The following is an 18556-nucleotide window of genomic DNA, read 5'->3' as shown; positions in this document are numbered from 1 at the left end:
CCTGAAAACTTGATAAAAGAGGTGATGTTGTGGTAATTTCAAAGGGTACATCATTTCAGCAGTAATCAATATAGTGTGTTAGAAGGGACGTCAGAATTATGTCAAAACAACAAATCGGTGTGGTTGGACTAGCCGTTATGGGGAAAAACCTTGCCCTCAATATTGAAAGCCGCGGTTTCTCCGTATCCGTTTATAACAGATCTAGCAGCAAAACAGAAGAGTTTCTTCAAGAAGCAGAAGGAAAAAACGTTGTTGGCACATACAGCATCGAAGAATTTGTTCAGTCGCTTGAAACACCGCGTAAAATTCTTTTGATGGTAAAAGCTGGTGCAGCAACAGATGCAACCATTCAATCATTACTTCCTCACCTAGAGAAAGGTGACATTTTAATTGATGGTGGAAATACATATTACAAGGATACACAAAGACGTAACCAAGAGCTTGCAGAAAGTGGTATTCACTTTATTGGTACAGGTGTTTCCGGCGGTGAAGAAGGCGCGCTAAAAGGTCCTTCCATCATGCCAGGCGGTCAAAAAGAAGCGCATGAGCTAGTGAAACCAATTTTAGAAGCGATCTCTGCGAAAGTAGATGGCGAGCCTTGTACAACGTATATCGGCCCAGATGGAGCAGGACATTATGTCAAAATGGTTCATAACGGTATCGAGTACGGAGATATGCAATTGATCTCTGAATCATACTTTATCTTGAAGCATGTTGCTGGATTATCAGCAGGGGAGCTTCATGAAGTATTCTCAGAGTGGAATAAAGGCGAGCTTGACAGCTATTTAATCGAAATTACAGCTGACATTTTCACAAAAGTGGATGAAGAAACAAACCAGCCGCTTGTGGATGTGATCTTAGATAAAGCTGGTCAAAAAGGAACTGGAAAATGGACAAGCAAAAGCTCACTTGATCTAGGTGTCCCGCTTCCAATCATTACTGAGTCTGTTTTTGCGCGCTACATTTCAGCAATGAAAGATGAGCGTGTGGAAGCAAGTCAATTGATCGAAGGTCCAGAGCCAGCGCAATCAGCTGAGAATAAACAAGAGCTGATCGAAGCAGTTAGAAAAGCCCTATTCATGAGTAAAATCTGCTCTTACGCACAAGGCTTTGCGCAAATGAAAGCAGCGTCTGATGAATATAACTGGGATTTGAAATACGGTGAAATTGCGATGATCTTCCGCGGTGGATGTATCATTCGTGCAGCCTTCTTACAACAAATTAAAGAAGCGTATGACCGTAATCCTGAACTGAAAAACCTATTGCTTGATCCATACTTTAAGGATATTGCTCAAAACTATCAATCATCACTTCGTAAAGTCATTTCACTTGCAGTGGAACAAGGAGTTCCTGTTCCTTCATTCTCAAGTGCACTTGCTTACTTTGATAGCTATCGCACAGCTGTCCTTCCAGCGAATTTAATTCAAGCACAGCGTGACTATTTCGGTGCACATACGTATGAGCGTACAGATAAAGAAGGCGTATTCCATACTGAATGGATGAAATAAATAGAGAACGACTGAAAAACCTTACCTTTGGTAAGGTTTTTTTGTTTGCATCTTTTCGGCTAAAAATGTGAAAAAGAGGGATGCTATGTAAAAAAGACAAGAAAGTAGGGATAGAAGTGGGCATCTTATATGCACTTCTCCCAGCGATATTTTGGGGAAGTATTGTTCTCATCAGTGTCAAACTAGGCGGGAATGCGTATCAGCAAACCCTTGGCATTACGCTCGGCGCGTTTTTATTTTCGATTGCAGCCTTTTTCATCAAAATGCCAGAGCTGACACCGCTTATTTTTGCGGTTTCCGTCATTTCAGGCATCTTCTGGAGTATTGGACAAATGAATCAGCTTTCAAGTGTTGCTTTTCTCGGTGTGTCTAAAGCGGTTCCCTTATCAACGGGCATGCAGCTTGTGAGCACAACGCTATTTGGCGTCATGGTCTTCAAAGAATGGCAGACGATGACGGTCATACTCATTGGTTCTTGCGCCATTTTACTGATCATTGCAGGTGTTGTGATGACATCGCTCGGCCAAAAAAAGAATGGCGGCGGGAATGGCAGAGGCAATTTTAAAAAAGGGATCATTATTCTGCTCATCTCAACCGTTGGTTACGTCGGATATGTCGTCATTTTAAGATGGTTTGATATTGATGGCTGGTCTGCACTTGTCCCGCAATCCGTCGGTATGCTGCTTTCATCCTTAGCGATTAGTTTAAAACAGGACCCATTTAGTAAATATACGTTTAGAAATATCATTGCCGGTCTTGTTTGGTCAACAGGAAATCTTGGTCTGCTTTTGGCCATTCCATTAATCGGCGTAGCCGTAAGCTTTTCGATGTCACAAACAGGGATTGTCATCTCAACACTAGGCGGCATTTATTTATTAAAAGAGAAAGCATCTAGAACAAGCTTTGTCATTGCAGGCTGCTTGATGATTATTGCAGGCGGTGTGCTGCTAGGCTTTACAAAATAGGAGGTTACACGAATGTATCCAGATTTAGAAGGAAAAACAGTTCTGATTACAGGTGCAGGTACAGGGATTGGCCAAGCGATGGCCCGCCGATTTGGACAAGAAAAAGCCAATGTGGTGATCAATTACTTCTCCGATAAAGAGAATCCGGATGATACCATTGCAGAAATTCAAAAACATGGCGGACAGGCTGTGAAAATCAAAGGAGACGTATCAAAGGAAGAGGATATGCAGGCGATGATTGATAAAGCCGTTGATACATTCGGCAGTCTTGATGTGATGATCAATAACGCAGGCATTGAAAATGAAGTACCCTCTACAGAAATGACGCTGGATAATTGGAACAAAGTAATGTCTACCAATTTAACAGGCATGTTTCTAGGGTGCCGTGATGCACTGAAGTATATGACAGATCATGGGATAGAAGGCTCGATCATTAATATGTCGTCGGTTCATCAGCAAATTCCTTGGCCTCATTTCGTGCATTATGCAGCCAGTAAAGGAGGCGCCAAGCTTTTGACAGAAACATTGGCGCTTGAATATGCCCCTAAAAAAATCCGTGTAAACAGCATTGCACCAGGCGCTATTGATACCCCGATTAATGCGGAGAAATTCGATGATCCAGCATTGAAAAAAGGCGTGATTGAGCTGATTCCAATCGGCTATATTGGAAAGCCGGAAGAAGTGGCAGCATGTGCTGTCTGGCTGGCATCAAAAGAAGCGAGCTATGTCACAGGCTTGACGTTATATGTAGACGGCGGCATGACTAAGTATCCTGGGTTCCAGGCAGGAAAAGGATAAAACAATGAAGACAAATCAGCGTGTAGACAAACCCTCGCATTCGGTGTCAGGTCTGCGCTCCGGTGCTCACGAATGTCAAATTCGCTCCGCTCCTGTGCTCGTCCTTCCTAGACTGCAAAGGTTTTCTATCAGGCTGAAAAGAAGACAAAGGGTTAAAATCAAGCATTTTAGCCCTTTGTCAACAATTTGAACGAGCGTAAAATACGCTCTTTTTTTATATTAAATACATACAAATGAAATTAAATGTCTAGACATTTAAAAATAAAAATATATAATATTAATTGGAAGCGCTTTTATTACAACAATGGGGTGAGAGAAATGAAACGTATTTTATTAGCATGCAGTTCGGGAATGTCTACGAGTTTACTAGTGACAAAGATGAAAGCACATGCCGATTCAATTGGGGACGAAGCAGAAATTTGGGCAGTTGGTCAAGATCAAGCAAAAAAAGAAATGGCGAATGCAGATGTTGTGTTAATCGGACCGCAAATGAGCTTTTTAAAAGGAGACCTCCAAAAAGAAGCAACAAAATACGGGATTGAGGTAGAGGTCATTGATATGCAGGCATACGGGCTTGCCGATGGACAAAAAGCGTATGAACAGGCACTTACATTGATGGGGGAATCTTAAAGGATGGAAAAGAAAACACTCGAAGGGCTCACGGAGGAACAAGTGAGCTTTCAATTGATCTTACACAGCGGGAATGCACGCAGCAAATTGCTTCAGGCTCTGAAACAATATCGAGAAGGTCTAGAAGAAGAAGCTTTTAGTCATATGAAAGAAGCGGAAGAAGATTTACGGCTTGCACATGACATCCATTTTCAACTCGTGCAGAAAGAGGCAGGAGGAGAAACAACATCCTTTTCCTTATTGCTCATGCACGCTGAAGATCATTTAATGTCGACCATTACCATCAAGGAGCTTGTGGGAGAGCTTCTGCCGATATTCCAATCGCTTAAACAATAAAGGGTGTAAACAAGGGGGGAAACCAATGTTTGATAAAATAAGTGCCATTTTGGTTCCGATTGCTGGGAGATTGAACAACAACCGATATTTAGGCGTATTACGTGATGCCTTTATGCTTGCGTTCCCGCTCACCATCTTTGGTTCCATTATGGTTGTGCTGATGAATTTGCCATTTTTAGATAAAATCATGAGTAAAACCGTACTGGAGGGCGTCCAGTCTGCACTGAATATCGCACCAAGTGCGACCATCAGCATTATGAGTGTGTTTGTTGTATTTGGGATTGGCTACTATTTATCAAAAAGCTATGATGTAGAAGCTGTCTTTGGCGGCGTGATTGCTTTAGCCTCTTTCTTGCTTCTAACTCCGTTTTTACTAGAACAAGAAGGCGGTGCAACGATTGCAGGCGTTATCCCAGTTGATCGTTTAGGTGCAAAGGGGATGTTCCTAGGAATGATCACAGGCTTTTTGTCTGCTGAAATTTATCGTTATTTTGTCCAAAAGAAATTTGTGATCAATATGCCGCAAGGGGTTCCGCCAGCTGTTTCCAAGTCTTTTGCTGCACTGATCCCGGCTACTTTGACACTTACAACCTTTTTGCTCATTAATATCATCATTACACAAGGCTTCAAAACAAATATGCATGATTTGATTTATCATGCCATTCAGGCGCCGCTTGTCGGTCTTGGAAGCGGTATTATTCCGACGTTGATCGCTGTTTTCTTTATACAAATTCTTTGGTTCTTTGGGCTTCATGGCCAAATTATTATCAACTCTGTCATGGATCCGATTTGGAATACATTGTCCATTCAAAACCTAGAGAGCTACACAAAAACAGGTGAGGTTCCTAATATCATCAGCAAGCAGTTTATTGAAATCTATACGGTTGGAATGGGTGGAACCGGTATGACGCTTGCTGTTGTGTTTACGATTTTAATTTTCCTGAAAAGTAAGCAATTAAAACAAGTAGCCAAGCTTGGCTTAGGACCAGGATTATTTAACGTCAATGAACCGATTATCTTTGGTTTACCGATTGTCATGAATCCGCTTATTCTCATTCCGTGGATTTTGGCGCCAATGGTCATTACATGTATTACTTATTTTGCGATGGCATCAGGGATTGTACCGCCGCCGACAGGCGTGAATATCCCATGGACAGTGCCGATCTTTATTAGCGGAATGATGGCAACAAATTCACTAGCGGGCGGTCTGCTTCAGTTGTTTAACCTGATGATTGTGTTTGTCATTTGGTTCCCGTTCCTGAAATTTATTGACCGTATGAATGTGAAAAATGAAAAAATAACGACAACAGAAAAAACGAAGGCAGCAAACATCAAAGGTGAAGGAGACTCAATACATGTCGATGGAAACTAACAAGCAATCATATACATTTCCAGAAGGTTTCTGGTGGGGATCATCTGCTTCTGCGACGCAAACAGAAGGGAGCGTCCCCGGCGATGGAAAGGGACCGAACATTTGGGATCATTGGTTTGAACAAGAGCCGACTCGTTTTTTTGATGGCGTAGGACCGGACGTGACATCTCAATTTTATCGAAAATATAAAGAGGATATCCGTCTCATGAAAGAAATTGGCCACAATTCATTTCGGCTGTCGATTTCATGGTCACGCCTTTTACCAGAAGGAACAGGTGCTGTGAATGAAGAAGCGGTGTCTTTTTATAATGATGTGATCAATGAACTGATTGCACATGATATCGAGCCATTTGTGAACCTGTACCATTTCGATATGCCAATGGCACTGCAGGAGAAAGGCGGCTGGGTGAACAGACAGGTGGTCGATGATTATGTGAGCTATGCAACATTATGCTTCCAATTATTTGGCGACCGGGTGAAAAAATGGTTTACCCATAACGAACCGATTGTTCCTGTAGAAGGCGGATATATGTATAGCTTTCATTATCCAAACGAAGTCGATTTCCAAAAGGCTGTACAGGTCGGTTTTCATGAACTTTTATCAAATGCGAAGGCGATTGCGGCTTATAAAAAGCTGCAGCAAGGCGGTAAGATTGGCATCATCCTAAACCTGACTCCTTCGTACCCGCGAAGCCAGCATCCGCGCGATGTAGAAGCAGCAGAGATGGCCGATGCTTTCTTTAACCGTTCCTTCTTAGATCCTGCGGTGAAGGGGCATTTCCCGGAAAAGCTAGTAGAAGTCTTAAAGAAAGAAGGCTTTATGCCAAGTATGGAAGAAGGGGACCTTGAGCTCATTCGAGAGAATACGATTGATCTTCTAGGCATCAACTATTATCAGCCAAGAAGAGTGAAAGCGAAAGAGCATATGCCGCATCCTCAAGCACCATTTATGCCGAACCATTATTTTGATTCTTTTGAGATGCCGGGAAGAAAAATGAATGTGTACCGAGGCTGGGAAATCTATGAAAAGGGCATTTACGACATATTGAAAAAAGTCCAAACAGACTATGATAATATTGAATGCTTTATTTCTGAAAATGGAATGGGCGTCGAAGGAGAAGAGCGGTTTAAGGATGAAGAAGGAATGATTCATGACGATTACCGCATTGACTTTATTTCTGAGCATCTCAAATGGGTGCATCAAGCCATTCAAGAAGGAAGCAATGTGAAAGGCTATCATCTATGGACCTTTATGGACAACTGGTCCTGGTCGAATGCATATAAAAATCGTTATGGATTTGTCTCAGTTGATCTTCAAAAAGACGGGAAACGAACGATTAAGAAAAGCGGATACTGGTTTCAATCCGTTTCAAAGAATAACGGTTTTTAATCAAAATACTTGCTCTTTCCTTGAAAAGAGCAAGTATTTTTCTTATGTGACGGTAAGTGGATGAAACAAAAATGGCTGGCACCTTTTAAGCTCACATCCCTTAGTGTAAAATGAGAGGAAGGCTAAAAAACGCCATATTTCCTTCTAGAATAAAGCGCTATGAAAAAACAAGTCAGTTGGTGGTGTGAGATGAAGAAGTACGAACTCATTTCAGAAGAAATCAGAAAACGAATAGGAACAGCCTATTATCCAGAAGATCAACCCATTCCAGATGAAAACTCGCTTGCCGCCGAATTTCAATGCAGCAGAATGACAATGAAACGTGCGCTTGATCTTCTCGTTGCAGAAGGTCTGCTCTTTAGAAAAAGAGGCCACGGTACATTTATTGTAAAGGCAGCGCTCAATCAAGGAGCAATCAATGTATCAGGCCATGAAAATAAAGGGTTCACAAAGGTCATGGCGGATAAAAACGTCACGACTCAAATCATTCATTTTGATGTCCATTTTCCAAGCGAAGAGGTGGCAGCCCATCTATCTATTGACTCAACCACACCTGTTTATGATATCATCCGGCTCCGTCTTGTGGATGAAGAGCCTTACGTATTAGAAAAAACGTTTATGCCTGTCAATCTCATTAAGGGCATAGATGAAGAAGTTCTACTGGGTTCTATCTATGGCTACATTTCAAATCAGCTTCATTTAAAAATAGCAGGTGCGCACAAGAAAATTAGGGCGGCTAAATCAGATCAGCTGGATCAGCAGTATTTAGGGTGTGACCCAACAGATCCTGTGCTTGAAGTCGAGCAGGTTGCTTATTTAAACGCAGGGCAGCCGTTTGAATACTCATTTAGCCATCATCGCTATGATAAATTTGACTTTTCAACGGTTGAAATCACGAAAACAGGACGTTAAAAAAAGAGCAGAACCCCAAAGGGAGACTGCTCTTTTTTCATTTGATTTTATATATTCCACCAATGGTATCCATCTTTTTCTAGAAGCTCATCAGCTTCTTTCGGTCCCATAGAACCAGCAGGATAGTTTGGTTTTAATGTTTTGCTTTCTGCCCATTTCTCAGAAATCGGATCAACGAAGTTCCAAGAAAGTGCCACCTCGTCCCAGTGAGCAAAGTTTGTTGCATCGCCTAGCAAGCAGTCATGAATCAGCTTTTCATATGCTTCTGGTGTATTCATGATGTCGTTATAGTTTGTTTGGTAGTCAAGCTTAATCGGTTTCGCATACGTGCCGCCATCGAGCTTGCGAGCATTCAGGTGAAGGGTGATGCCTTCATCTGGCTGAATATGAATGACGAGTAAGTTTGGATGCATGGCATTTCCGTTTCCATAGTATAGGTTCATTGGAATGTCTTTAAATTGAACTACGATTTGAGTAGATTTCTTTTCTAACCGTTTTCCTGTCCGAATGTAAAATGGCACCCCGGCCCATCTAAAGTTATCAATCAGCAGTTTCCCTGCCACAAATGTTTCTGTGTTTGAGTTCGGGTCAACATTTTGCTCTTTCAGATAAGAAGGAACCTCGCTGCCATCAATCGTACCAGTATCATACTGTCCGCGGACAAAGAATTGATCGACCTCATCTTTAGAAAAAGGACGAAGAGCGCGCAATACTTTCCGTTTTTCGCTGCGGATTTCCTCTGTATTGAGTTTAATTGGCGGCTCCATTGCTAAAAGGGCAACCATTTGAAGCATATGGTTTTGGACCATATCTCTTAGTGCACCAGAATTTTCGTAATATCGAGCCCGGTCTTCAACCCCTAAGGATTCACTGGATGTAATTTGAATGTTTGAGATATAGCGGTTTGTCCAAAGCGGTTCAAAGATAGCATTCGCAAAGCGGATGACCTCAATGTTTTGAACCATTTGTTTACCAAGGTAGTGGTCAATACGATAAATTTGATCTTCTGTGAATGCATCACGAATTTCTTCATTTAATGTTTTGGCACTTGGCAGATCATGCCCAAATGGCTTTTCAATGACAAGTCGTGACCAGCCGGTTGTTTCTGATACGCCCTCACTCTTTAGGAACTTCGCAATCGTTCCGAAGAATTCCGGTGCCATAGCTAAATAGAACATGCGGTTATTTGGAATACTGTACGTATCTTCAAGACCTGTTAGAAGCGTGTTAAGCGCTTGATAGGAAGCAGGGCTTGATACGTCAAAATCATGATAATAGAAATGTGAAATAAATTCCTCTGTTTTCGCTTCTGCATCATCAGAAGAAACAGATTCCTTTACCACAGCTCTGAGGTCCTCATGAGACCATGGGCGGCGTCCAACTCCGACAACAGCGAATTGATCACCTAGCTTACCGCTATGATAAAGTCTATGTATAGAAGGGTAGAGCTTGCGTTTGGCAAGGTCTCCTGTTGCGCCAAAAATGACAATGACTGCTTTAGGGTTGTTAGTTTCTGTATTCACGAGAAGTACCTCACTTTATTCGTAGCATTGTTGTAAAAACCGAGAATGTATGTACATTTTCTTTATTTTAAAGCTTCATTGTTCGTAAAGCAAACATTTGATTCGACTTTTTCTGCTCTCGTTTCACTTTTTTCAAAAATTCCGCTGAATTCACATTTACCTTGTCTTCATGTATTCTATATGAATGAAGATATTGTATACCGGCTTTAGGAGGAAAAGTAATGGAACTGCTCTTTTTAGGAACAGGTGCAGGCATTCCTGCAAAAACAAGAAACGTCACTTGCACAGCGCTAAAGCTTTTAGAAGAAAGAAATGCAGTGTGGCTTTTTGATTGCGGAGAAGCAACGCAGCACCAAATCTTACATACAACGATTAAACCGAGAAAGATCGAGAAAATATTTATCACACATATGCACGGTGATCATGTATATGGCCTACCAGGACTCCTTGGCAGCAGATCCTTTCAAGGCGGGGAGGATGAATTGACGATCTATGGACCAAAGGGCATTAAGGCCTTTGTGAACGCAGCACTTTCAGCTACTCAAACGCATTTGACATATCCGCTGCATATCATAGAAATAGATGAAGGGGTCGTGTTTGAAGACGATACCTTTCAAGTAGAAGCAAGAAGAGTCTCTCACGGAATTCCAGCTTACGGCTACCGGGTTGTGGAAAAAGATATGCCTGGTTCATTAAAAGCCGAAGACCTAAAAGAAATCGGTGTAAAACCTGGACCTTTGTATCAGAAGTTGAAAAATGGGGAAACCGTGACACTCGAAGATGGAAGAACCATTGATGGAACCGATTATTTGGAACCCCCTAAAAAAGGGAGAATCGTTGCATTTTCAGGAGATACCCGTTTGTGCGAGAATATAACAAGGCTTGCCAAAAATGCGGATGTGTTAGTCCATGAAGCAACATTCGGTAAAGAAGATGCAGATTTAGCCTACAATTATTATCACAGTACAACAGAACAAGCAGCGAAAACAGCACAGGAAGCAGGCGCAAAAAGGCTCATTTTGACCCATATAAGTGCACGGTACCAAGGAGAAGAAGCACTGAAACAACTGTTGAAAGAAGCCCGCGATATATTCCCGCTGACAGAAGCTGCACATGATTTCTCTTCTTTCCCCATTGAACGCAGCCTGTAAAAATTGGATAAATCGTCAAAAAAAGTTGTGTGATTTTTTTGATATTTATGATGACGCTCTTTTTCAGGTAGTGGTAAAATGGTGAAGAAAAACAAATGACGAATCAAACTATGAAGAATACGGGAGGCACAATCAAAGATGAGCGGTTTTACAGCATTAAGTGAAGCAGAATTGAATGACTTATATGTGGCACTACAAAATGAGTATGAAACTTACAAAAGTAAAAACTTGCACTTAGACATGTCTAGAGGGAAGCCTTCACCAAAACAGCTCGATTTGTCTATGGGCATGCTCGATGTTGTGACATCAAAGGATGCAATGACAGCTGAAGATGGCACAGATATGCGAAACTATGGCGGCTTGACAGGCCTTCCTGAAACGAAGAAATTTTTTGCAGAAGTACTCAATTTAAAGCCAGAACAAATCATCATCGGCGGTAACTCAAGCCTGAATATGATGCATGATACCATTGCACGTGCGATGACTCACGGCGTATGTGACAGCAAAACACCTTGGGGAGAGCTGCCAAAGGTAAAATTCCTTGCACCAAGCCCAGGGTATGATCGTCATTTTGCCATTTGTGAGCTATTTAACATAGAGATGATCACGGTCGATATGAAGGCTGATGGACCTGATATGGATCAGGTAGAAAAATTGGTCGCAGAAGATGAAGCGATTAAGGGCATTTGGTGTGTACCGAAATATAGCAACCCAGACGGCATTACGTATTCAGATGAAGTCGTTGACCGCCTAGCTTCAATGAAAACAAAAGCAGACGACTTCCGCATTTTTTGGGATGATGCATATGCAGTCCACCATCTAACGGATACACCTGATACGTTAAAAGATATTTTTCAAGCAATTGAAGAGGCAGGATACCCGAACCGTGTGTTTATGTTTGCGTCTACGTCTAAAATTACATTCCCAGGCTCAGGTGTTGCACTGATGGCGTCTAGCCCTGACAATGTAAGCTTCACTCAAAAGCAATTATCGATTCAAACGATCGGACCAGACAAAATTAATCAGCTAAGACATCTTCGTTTCTTCCAAAATCCAGAAGGTTTGAAGGAACATATGAAAAAGCATGCAGCGATCATTAAGCCAAAATTTGATCTCGTTCTTTCCATTCTTGACGAAAAACTTGGCGGGAAAGACATTGCTGAATGGCACAAACCAAATGGCGGATATTTCATTAGTTTAAATACACTTGATCATTGTGCAAAAGCTGTTGTGCAAAAAGCAAAAGAAGCAGGTGTCACAATGACAGGTGCAGGTGCAACATACCCATATGGAAAAGATCCGCTTGATCGTAACATTCGCATTGCACCAACATTCCCGGCTCTTGAAGAACTAGAGCAAGCGATTGACATCTTTACATTATGTGTTCAGCTTGTCAGCATTGAAAAGCTGCTTTCAGAAAAAAGTCAATCTGCTCCAACGGCATAAATAAAAGAAACTCCTTGACTCATAACGGGCCAAGGAGTTTTTTATTTTAATTAGCCGTTTGATAATAGGAGACAGGTTGTTTGGCTGCGCACCATACATCATAGATAGCAAGCTGTACAATATGCGGTTCATCATGATGAATATAGTGCGAACTGTTTTGCGCCTGAATCCATCCGCTTTGGGATGACAAAGACAGCATACGTTTATGAAGTCTGAGCCAAGCTTCATGAGCTGGGTGAAACAATCGGCTCTTACCTGATGAAATGACAAGAAGCGGCATCATTCCATAATGGGTTTGCTCCTCTTTGATTGTGCTTAGCATTTGCTGAAAGTCCTCATGCGTACATTCTGCTGTAAACTGCGCCATATATGAAGTGCGTTCTTCCTTTGATAAAAGCGGCAGGATCACCTGCTCTTGCTCCTCACTTGCCGGGTCTAACAGCACCATACCAATGACATCATCTCCTCTGCGGCTTGCCCATAACCGGCTGACAAGAGAGCCAAATGAGTGAGCGACAATAAGAAATGGCGGCTGAATATTGGCTTCTTTCAGCAGTGCATCTAAATCATCAGCGAGGTCATGCAAGGTTCTTCCTTCACCGCTCTCACTGCTCTTTCCATTTCCTAAACGGTCGTATAAGAAAACCCCAAGCTCTGGGTCAATATCACGTGCCATATTCGACCACGTATCACTAGAAATGCCATAGCCTGCTTCAAAGATAATCGTGGCTTGCCTTTTGCCTTGACGATGTTTTGTATAAAAGTGGTGTCCATCTATATGATACATTTTTTCAATCATTGCCGAATTCATTCTTCCATCTCCTCTAAGTGGTTCTTTAGCTAAAAGACGGCACAAAAGGCAGATATGTTTCTCTTAAAAACAAAAAAGATGCCTATTTCGAAAAATAGACACCTTTTTTCCTAAGAGCTTTTACCAAGCGCGATCATATTGACGCGGGCTTTCGATGGATGTACGGAGCTCTTGAGCAGCTGTTTTCGGGAAGTATGGATCCCGTAAAAATTCTCTGCCAATAAAGATCAAATCCGCACGATGATTTTGTAAAATCTCCTCTGCCTGTATACCAGATGTAATCAGACCGACAGCTGCTGTTTGAATGCCGGCTCCTTCTTTTATTTTCTCTGCAAATGTTACTTGGTAGCCGGGGAATGTGTTGATTTTCGCCTGCACGACAGCACCTGAGCTGACATCAATTAAGTCGACACCTTGCTCTTTGAGCCAAGTGGCAATCCCAATATAATCTGCAATATCAAGTCCTTTTGTCGTGTAATCAGAAGCCGACACACGGACAAATAAAGGTCCGTCCCATACGGCATTGACTGCATCTACGACTTCTCTTAAGAAACGATAACGGTTCTCTGGTGAGCCGCCATAGTCGTCTGTTCGGTGGTTCGCCAGCGGTGAAAGAAATTCATTGATTAAATAGCCATGTGCACCATGAATTTCAATGATGTCAAAGCCCGCTTTTTTTGCCCGTACAGCTGCATCCTGAAACGCCTGAACAGTATCTTTGATTTGATCAATAGACATCTCGACAGGGGTTTTAGATGTTTCATCAAATGGGATGCTTGACGGTGCAAGAATGTCTCCATCAAGTTCAGCTTTACGTCCTGCATGGGCTAGCTGGATAGCTGTCTTCGTTCCATATGCTTTAATTTGTTCGTTTAATGAAGCGAATCCTTCAATGTGCTCATCGCTCCATATACCGAGGTCTTGATCACTAATTCTTCCCTCGGGAGAAACCGCACTTGCTTCCACCATGATGAGGCCAGCCTGACCTTGTGCACGGGAAATATAATGTGTGAAGTGGAAAGGCTGTAATTTCCCATCACGGTCATAGGATGAATACATACACATCGGGGACATCACGATGCGGTTTTTCAGTGTAACACCTTTTAATGTCCAAGGTGAAAAGAGTTTTGTTTCCAAATACCTTCGCCTCCTCATGGAATTGTATAGCCGATTATAACAGCCATTCAAACTTTCGTCATAAAAGGTGCTCAAAGAATATAGCTTTTATACACGTTTTTGTATAATGGAGAGATAGAGACATCAAAGGGGGAGAACGGATGAAATGGCAAACAGAGAGTGAACTAAAGGAGCTCCTGACAGCTCTTATGCAGTATGAAAGCATATCAGGTACAACAGGAGAAGTCGCGTTAGCGGAATATTTATATTATTTGTTAAGGGAGCGGCCTTATTTTGAGCAGAACCCTGATCATTTGGCTTTGCATCCGATGAAAGATGGCCGGTATTATTTAACGGCACTTGTGAAGCGCAGTACGCTGCGGCGTACCGTGCTGCTTCTTAGTCACTTTGATGTAGTCGATACAGAAGATTACGGCGAATTTCAAAACATGGCATGCAAGCCTGAAGAGTTAATGGCTTCCTTTTCGCAAAAAAGTGAGCTTCTTCCAAAGAGGGCAAGAGAGGACCTTGCTTCAGGCGACTGGCTGTTTGGAAGAGGGGCCATGGATATGAAAGCAGGTCTCACCGTACAGCTTTCTATGCTGGAAAGGGCGATGACAGGAACATTTGATGGAAATGTCCTGCTCGTCACAGTTCCTGATGAAGAAGTGAATTCACAAGGAATGCTTGAGGCTGTGCCGAAACTAAAAGAGCTTAAAGAAAAACATGATCTTGACTATACTGCTTGTTTAAACAGTGAGCCGATGTTTGAAAAGTATCCAGGGGATGAACATCATTATATGTATACAGGCAGCATAGGAAAGGTATTAGCCGGATTTTTCTGTAAAGGGATTGAAACACATGTAGGAGAGCCTTTCTCAGGCTTAAATGCGAATTTTATGGTATCTGAACTAAACAGGCTGTTAGAGCTCAATAGTGATTATTGTGAGGAAGTAGATGGTGAAGTAACGCCTCCTCCAACGAACTTAATGCAAAAGGACTTGAAAGAAGCCTATTCCGTTCAAACACCCCACACAGCCGTATCTTTATTTAATGTGCTCATGATGAAACGTTCAAGTGAAGAACTGCACGGACTTCTCTATGAAACTGCGAAACAAGCAGCAGACCAAATCGAGGCCAATCTTCAGCAAAAAACAGCGGACTTTCAGCGCTTTAAACACTTTACTCCAATTGACACTCAGGTGACGGTTCTTACGTATCACGAGCTGTATCAAAAAGCCGCAGAACGCTCTGGTGAACAGGAAGTCGAGCGCATTGTCAACTATGCATTCGCCAACCGAGGTGAACTTGGAGATCGTGATTTTTCAACGAAAATTGTCTCGGAGCTGACGACGCTATGTAAGGAAGAAGGACCGCTGATTGTGCTATTTTATAGTCCGCCATTTTACCCTTCGGTGTCCTCAACAGAAGATCCGCATATTCAGAAGACATTCAAGAAGATTCAAAAAGAGGCAAAAGAGGTATATGGACTTGAAGTAGAGGAAGTGAAATATTTCCCGGGATTGTCTGATTTAAGTTACTTACAGCTCGAAAAGCAGGAAGTAGGTCATTATACAACCAATATGCCGCTTTACCAAAAAGGCTATTCTTTACCGCAAGGAGAAAAGGAAGCCCTTTACGTTCCAGTCATCAACGTAGGTCCACTAGGAAAGGACCCGCACAAATGGACAGAGCGGCTGCACGTCTCGTTCTCTTTTGGCATTTTGCCAGAATTGCTAGAATCAACGATTCATGCTTTATTAGAGAAAAAATAAGTAGATGTAATGAAGAGCTCTATCTTGATGATAGGGCTTCTATTTAATAAATAGAAGATGATATTAAAGAAGACTTACATTTATTTGAAGGGGGGGAAGAAAATTAAATGGAAACTGGGAAATTAACAAAAACAGACATCATCACATCGCTTCAGGAAAGTATGAGTGAACTAGAGAAGCTAGTGGAGGCTTGTGATGATTATACACTGGATCGATCTTTAGGGGAGGATAAATGGTCAATTAAGCAGCTCACCGGGCATTTGTATGACACAGAAGAAGTCTGGTCAGAGCGGATAGAGCAGGCGATATCAGATCATCACACGCCTTTTCAATCATATGATCCTGAAATGTATGTGAAAGAAAGAGCGTATGAATGGTATAACGCAGAGGAGATCAAAGCATTGATCAAACGGATGAAAGAGAGAAGAAACAACACGCTTCGGCTATTAGAAAAAGATATATGGGAACAATCCGGTCTGCATCCGGAAGAAGGAGTGATGACCGTCCAAGTATTAGCTGAAACCATCGCTTTACATGAACAACATCATCTGGATCAAATCAAAGCCATCATGTCAATGAGGCAGTGAAAAGCACCTGTCATCAAAACAGGTGCTTTTCAATTTCATTTATACGTACTTGCTGAAAACATTTCATTTAATTCTGCTGCGCGTTTAGTGGCTGTTTTGACACAATCGACAACGGCCTCTTCAAATTGATAGGCAGCCAGTGTGTTCAGGCCGGCTTCTGTTGTTCCGCCTTCACTTGTGATTTCTTTGCGCAGTTCGGCCGGCTCTTTTCCGCTGTCTTGAAGCATATTAGCGGCGCCCGCAATCATTTGGCAAATGAGTAATTTCGCAGTTGCTTGGTCCATTCCAAGTTCTGAAGCACCTCGCTCCATTCCTTCAATCAAATGATAAATGAAGGCAGGGCCGCTGCCTGCGATGGCTGTCACAGCATTTAGCTGCGATTCATCTAATACTGTGACATGCCCGATCGTTTCAAACAGCTCGACGGCCTTTTTCTTTTGCTCCTCTGTCACTTCATGACTTACGGCAATACCAGTTGCTGACTGCTGAATCGCCGCTGATGTATTTGGCATCGCACGAACGACTGCACTCTTTCCGCCAGCATAGTGTTGAATCGTTTCAATAGAAATACCCGCTAAAATAGAAATGATCAGCTGTCCATGTAAATGAGGACGGACTTCAGAAATTCCGCTTTCTGCATCCTTCGGTTTTAAGGCAAAAACGAGAATATCCGCTTCTTCATAAATAAAGGACCGAGCGAAATCCGTTTTGACCCCATAACGCGCCTGTAATTCCTCTAATCGTTTTTCATTCGTTTTGTTTGTCACAATGATATCTTCATTCGACATCATGCCGCTTTTTAATAAACCTTTGATCATAGACTCTGCCATTGAGCCTGCACCGATAAATCCAATTTTACTCATGAGCTGCTCCTCCTTGTAGAAAATAAAAAAACCTCTCGCCTGAAAAGGACGAAAGGTTTTTCGCGGTACCACCCTCAATTAGCATGCAAACATGCATACTCAGCTCTAGTCCCTTAACGCGGGAAACGTTTAGGTTTGCCTAACAGCTCAAAGGGCAGGTTCAGCAAATAAGAGGATGGTGAAGTCTTTCAGCCGGCGGACCTCACTCTCTTGCATCATTATTTTGCTTACTAATCCTTGTCATCGCGCATCATATATTTGTTGTTCATTATGCAACGATGGACAAGTTTATGTCAATAGGGGCAGTTAAAAAAATTGCCCGTCTAAACCGCATGACAGTCTGCCTTTTGCAAGTTACAATGAAGTAAGAAGGCTTAAGTACCCACAATCATGAGTCAAAAAGCAGGAGATGACGTATAAAAGTGAAAGAAGAGATCATTCAATTATCCATCCCGACGCCGTTTGCTGTTGGGGATGTGTATGCATATGTATTAAAAGGAGAGGCCGTAACCTTAGTTGATTGCGGGCCGATGACAGAAGAGGCAGAGCATGCTTTTGTCACGCAATTAAAGGAACATCGTTTATCGATAGACGATATTGATCAGGTGGTGCTGACCCATCATCATGCAGATCATGTCGGTCTGTTAAATCTGATGAAACCTCATGTCCGTGTGATCGGACACCAGCTAAATGAGCCGTATATTAGTCAGGATCCAGTGTTTAAGCAGCGCCAAGTGGACTTTATGATTCCTTTTTTTCAGCAGTTAGGTGTCCCGCTTCGGCAAAATGAGTGTGAAAAAATGGTGAAGCAATCTTATACATATTCTTGTACTTCACATGTAGATGAGATCATAAAAGAAGGTGATCGTTTAAGCGGGCATGAACACTTCTTTGTGATGGAAACACCCGGACACGCACAGTCTCATCTTTCCTTTTTAGATGAAAGAACGGGGAATTTTATTGGCGGCGACCTGCTTTTGACGACCATTTCTTCAAATCCGTTAATGGAAGCACCGGATGAGGGCGAGGAACGTCAAAAATCACTGCTTCAATATAAAGCATCACTCAATCGGTTATTGCGTCTGCCAATCAAGACGATTTATCCAGGACACGGTCAGCTCATCACGTCCCACCATGAATTGATTGAAGAAAGATTTAAGAAACAAGATAAACGAGCAAATACGATGTATCAGCTGCTTAAACAAAAAGAAATGACGGCCTTTCATCTTTGCCGCAAGCTATTTCCTGTGATGTATGAAGAGGCCTTGTTTTTAACGATGTCTGAGACAGTCGGGCAGCTGGATGTGCTCTTAGAGGCTGGGCGAATTGAAGAAATGCAAAAAGACGGAATCGTCTATTACAGAGCAAACTAA

17 protein-coding genes and 1 other annotated feature are annotated in these 18556 nt (G+C 42.3%); of the genes, 13 read left to right on the top strand and 4 right to left on the bottom strand.

Annotated elements, in window-relative coordinates; translation table 11 throughout:
- Window positions 1–98: 98 nt before the first annotated feature.
- From gndA to NSS76_RS11065, 8 genes are all read left to right on the top strand, one after another.
- Entirely contained in the window at window positions 99–1508 is a 1410-nt protein-coding gene (gndA, locus tag NSS76_RS11100; RefSeq protein WP_024428028.1) for an NADP-dependent phosphogluconate dehydrogenase, read from the top strand.
- A 116-nt stretch (window positions 1509–1624) separates the two neighbouring features.
- Window positions 1625–2473: a GRP family sugar transporter gene (locus NSS76_RS11095; RefSeq protein ID WP_025093008.1), complete on the top strand. Its 849-nt coding sequence runs from the start codon at window positions 1625–1627 to the stop codon at window positions 2471–2473.
- A gap of 12 nt (window positions 2474–2485) precedes the next feature.
- Complete coding sequence (locus NSS76_RS11090; RefSeq protein ID WP_034622353.1) at window positions 2486–3271, top strand: SDR family oxidoreductase; 786 nt, start codon at window positions 2486–2488, stop codon at window positions 3269–3271.
- A gap of 318 nt (window positions 3272–3589) precedes the next feature.
- Window positions 3590–3901, top strand: coding sequence for a PTS sugar transporter subunit IIB (locus NSS76_RS11085; protein WP_024422905.1), 312 nt, complete (start codon window positions 3590–3592; stop codon window positions 3899–3901).
- A 3-nt stretch (window positions 3902–3904) separates the two neighbouring features.
- Complete coding sequence (locus tag NSS76_RS11080; RefSeq protein ID WP_024422904.1) at window positions 3905–4237, top strand: PTS lactose/cellobiose transporter subunit IIA; 333 nt, start codon at window positions 3905–3907, stop codon at window positions 4235–4237.
- Between the two features lie 25 nt (window positions 4238–4262).
- Window positions 4263–5609 carry a PTS cellobiose transporter subunit IIC gene (gene celB / locus NSS76_RS11075; RefSeq protein ID WP_034622356.1) on the top strand — a complete coding sequence of 449 codons (1347 nt, stop codon included), beginning with the start codon at window positions 4263–4265 and terminating at the stop codon, window positions 5607–5609.
- Window positions 5593–6999, top strand: a complete 1407-nt coding sequence (locus tag NSS76_RS11070) for a glycoside hydrolase family 1 protein (protein ID WP_029706057.1) — start codon at window positions 5593–5595, stop codon at window positions 6997–6999. Before celB ends, NSS76_RS11070 begins: the two co-directional genes overlap by 17 nt.
- 189 nt (window positions 7000–7188) lie before the next feature.
- The gene (locus NSS76_RS11065; protein WP_024422902.1) at window positions 7189–7911 is read left to right on the top strand and encodes a GntR family transcriptional regulator; all 723 of its coding nucleotides are present in this window, start codon (window positions 7189–7191) and stop codon (window positions 7909–7911) included.
- Between the two features lie 47 nt (window positions 7912–7958).
- On the opposite strand, the gene zwf is transcribed toward NSS76_RS11065, so the two are convergent.
- Window positions 7959–9434, bottom strand: a complete 1476-nt coding sequence (gene zwf / locus NSS76_RS11060; RefSeq protein ID WP_024422901.1) for a glucose-6-phosphate dehydrogenase — start codon at window positions 9432–9434, stop codon at window positions 7959–7961.
- A 221-nt stretch (window positions 9435–9655) separates the two neighbouring features.
- Here zwf and rnz point away from each other — a divergent pair, with 221 nt between their 5' ends.
- Complete coding sequence (rnz, locus tag NSS76_RS11055) at window positions 9656–10585, top strand: ribonuclease Z (RefSeq protein WP_341082239.1); 930 nt, start codon at window positions 9656–9658, stop codon at window positions 10583–10585.
- 138 nt (window positions 10586–10723) lie between these two features.
- Complete coding sequence (locus NSS76_RS11050) at window positions 10724–12031, top strand: aminotransferase class I/II-fold pyridoxal phosphate-dependent enzyme (RefSeq protein WP_341082236.1); 1308 nt, start codon at window positions 10724–10726, stop codon at window positions 12029–12031.
- A gap of 46 nt (window positions 12032–12077) precedes the next feature.
- Here NSS76_RS11050 and NSS76_RS11045 read toward each other — a convergent pair whose 3' ends face one another.
- Both NSS76_RS11045 and namA read right to left on the bottom strand, forming a co-directional pair.
- Window positions 12078–12842, bottom strand: a complete 765-nt coding sequence (locus tag NSS76_RS11045) for an alpha/beta fold hydrolase (RefSeq protein ID WP_024422899.1) — start codon at window positions 12840–12842, stop codon at window positions 12078–12080.
- A gap of 120 nt (window positions 12843–12962) precedes the next feature.
- Window positions 12963–13979 carry an NADPH dehydrogenase NamA gene (namA, locus tag NSS76_RS11040; protein ID WP_341082230.1) on the bottom strand — a complete coding sequence of 339 codons (1017 nt, stop codon included), beginning with the start codon at window positions 13977–13979 and terminating at the stop codon, window positions 12963–12965.
- A 140-nt stretch (window positions 13980–14119) separates the two neighbouring features.
- Between namA and NSS76_RS11035 the strand changes: the two genes are divergently transcribed.
- Both NSS76_RS11035 and NSS76_RS11030 read left to right on the top strand, forming a co-directional pair.
- Complete coding sequence (locus NSS76_RS11035; protein ID WP_341082227.1) at window positions 14120–15733, top strand: M20/M25/M40 family metallo-hydrolase; 1614 nt, start codon at window positions 14120–14122, stop codon at window positions 15731–15733.
- 107 nt (window positions 15734–15840) lie between these two features.
- Window positions 15841–16320: a DinB family protein gene (locus tag NSS76_RS11030; RefSeq protein ID WP_073206218.1), complete on the top strand. Its 480-nt coding sequence runs from the start codon at window positions 15841–15843 to the stop codon at window positions 16318–16320.
- Window positions 16321–16355: 35 nt separating this feature from the next.
- Here the strand turns inward: NSS76_RS11030 and proC are convergent, their stop codons facing one another.
- Entirely contained in the window at window positions 16356–17183 is an 828-nt protein-coding gene (gene proC / locus NSS76_RS11025; protein ID WP_024428040.1) for a pyrroline-5-carboxylate reductase, read from the bottom strand.
- A gap of 41 nt (window positions 17184–17224) precedes the next feature.
- Window positions 17225–17436, bottom strand: a binding site (T-box leader).
- A gap of 169 nt (window positions 17437–17605) precedes the next feature.
- Here proC and NSS76_RS11020 point away from each other — a divergent pair.
- Window positions 17606–18556 carry an MBL fold metallo-hydrolase gene (locus NSS76_RS11020; RefSeq protein WP_341082223.1) on the top strand — a complete coding sequence of 317 codons (951 nt, stop codon included), beginning with the start codon at window positions 17606–17608 and terminating at the stop codon, window positions 18554–18556.

It is taken from the genome of Bacillus sp. FSL R5-0654, assembly GCF_038008745.1.
In the GTDB taxonomy this organism is placed as follows: Bacteria; Bacillota; Bacilli; order Bacillales; family Bacillaceae; genus Bacillus; species Bacillus safensis.
Note: the sequence above shows the minus strand (reverse complement) of the source record. Positions and strands in the feature narration are given on the sequence as shown.